Consider the following 1735-nt stretch of genomic DNA (forward strand, 5'->3'; position numbering starts at 1 on the left):
GGAGCGCTTGTACGGGGCAAAGGTGGATGCTGACCAGGAAGTGACCATCACCCCCGGCGCTACCGAGGCGATCTTCTGCGCCATCCAGGCGGTGGTGCATGCCGGTGACGAGGTGATCGTCTTCGATCCGTGCTACGACAGCTACGAGCCTTCGGTGGAACTGGCCGGTGGCCGTTGCGTGCATGTGCAATTGAGCGATGGCGACTTCCGTATCGACTGGCAGAAGTTCAGCGATGCCCTGAGCCCGCGCACGCGCATGGTCATCCTCAATTCACCGCACAATCCCAGCGGCGCCCTGATCACCCGCGAAGACCTCGACCAGTTGGCGCAGCTGATCGCCGACCGGGATATTTACCTGGTCAGCGACGAGGTCTACGAGCACCTGGTCTACGATGGGGTACGCCACGCCAGCGTGCTGGCCCATGCGCAGCTGTACCCGCGCGCCTTCGTGGTCAGTTCGTTCGGCAAGACCTACCACGTCACCGGCTGGAAGACCGGTTACGTGATCGCCCCGCCGGCGCTGAGCGCCGAACTGCGAAAGGTGCACCAGTACGTCAACTTTTGCGGCGTCACCCCGCTGCAGTGCGCGTTGGCCGACTTCATGGCCGAGCACCCGGAGCACATCGATGAGTTACCGGCCTTTTACCAGGCCAAGCGCGACCTGTTCTGCGGCTTGCTGGAGGGTTCGCGATTGCGCTTTACCCGCACGGCGGGCACTTATTTCCAGCTGGTGGATTATTCGCACATACGCCCGGACCTGAATGATGTCGACATGGCGCTGTGGCTGACCCGTGAGCACGGCGTGGCGACCATTCCGGTGTCGGTGTTCTACCAGCAACCCATCCCCGAGCAACGCCTGGTGCGCCTGTGCTTTGCCAAACGAGAGGAGACGCTGCGCCAGGCAGCGGAAAAACTATGCGCGATCTGAGCACATTGCCGAACCTGAAAATCGCCCTGGTGCAGACTACCCTTGCCTGGCATGACCGCGAGGCCAATTACGCGCACTTCGAGGTACTGCTTGAGCAGGCCGGTGAAGTGGACCTGGTGATCCTGCCAGAGATGTTCACCACGGGGTTCTCCATGCAATCGGAAAGCCTGTGCGAGCCTGAGAATGGCCCCACCTACAAATGGCTCAAGGCGCAGGCGAAAAAACACAACGCGGTGATTACCGGAAGCGTGATCGTGCAGGCGGCCGATGGCAGCCACCGCAACCGGCTGCTGTGGGCGCGCCCGGATGGCGAGATTCTGCACTACGACAAGCGCCATCTGTTCCGCATGGCGGGCGAGCACAAGCATTACACCCCGGGCGAGCGCCAGGTGCAGTTCGAGCTCAAGGGCTGGCGGATTCGCCCGCTGATCTGCTACGACCTGCGCTTCCCGGTATGGAGCCGCGACGCCCAGGATACCGACCTGCTGCTGTACACCGCCAACTGGCCGGCCGCTCGCCGCCAGCACTGGAACCGCCTGTTGCCGGCGCGGGGCATCGAGAACCTGTGCTATGTGGCAGCGGTGAACCGGGTGGGTACGGACGGCAAGGGCTTTGCCTATTCAGGTGACAGCCAGGTGCTGGACTTCCAGGGTGAGAGCCTGCTGAGTGCCGGCGAGGCGGACGGGGTGTTTACCGTGGTGCTGAGTGCGGCGGAACTGGCGGCGTACCGCACCAAGTTCCCAGCCAACCTGGATGCCGATACCTTCGAGCTGCATTGATTGCAAGACAAGGGTAGCCGGAGCATCT

2 protein-coding genes are annotated in these 1735 nt (G+C 62.8%); both read left to right on the forward strand.

All coding sequences use genetic code 11. The features are described from left to right. A partial coding sequence (locus G1E_RS26465) for a methionine aminotransferase (RefSeq protein ID WP_047150274.1) occupies positions 1–928 on the forward strand: 928 nt, incomplete at its 5' end. Further along, positions 916–1707, forward strand: a complete 792-nt coding sequence (locus tag G1E_RS26470) for an amidohydrolase (RefSeq protein WP_009682026.1) — start codon at positions 916–918, stop codon at positions 1705–1707. The genes G1E_RS26465 and G1E_RS26470, both read left to right, overlap by 13 nt. The last annotated feature ends 28 nt before the right edge of the window (positions 1708–1735 follow it).

This window comes from Pseudomonas sp. TJI-51 (assembly GCF_000190455.2).
GTDB lineage: Bacteria > Pseudomonadota > Gammaproteobacteria > Pseudomonadales > Pseudomonadaceae > Aquipseudomonas > Aquipseudomonas juntendi.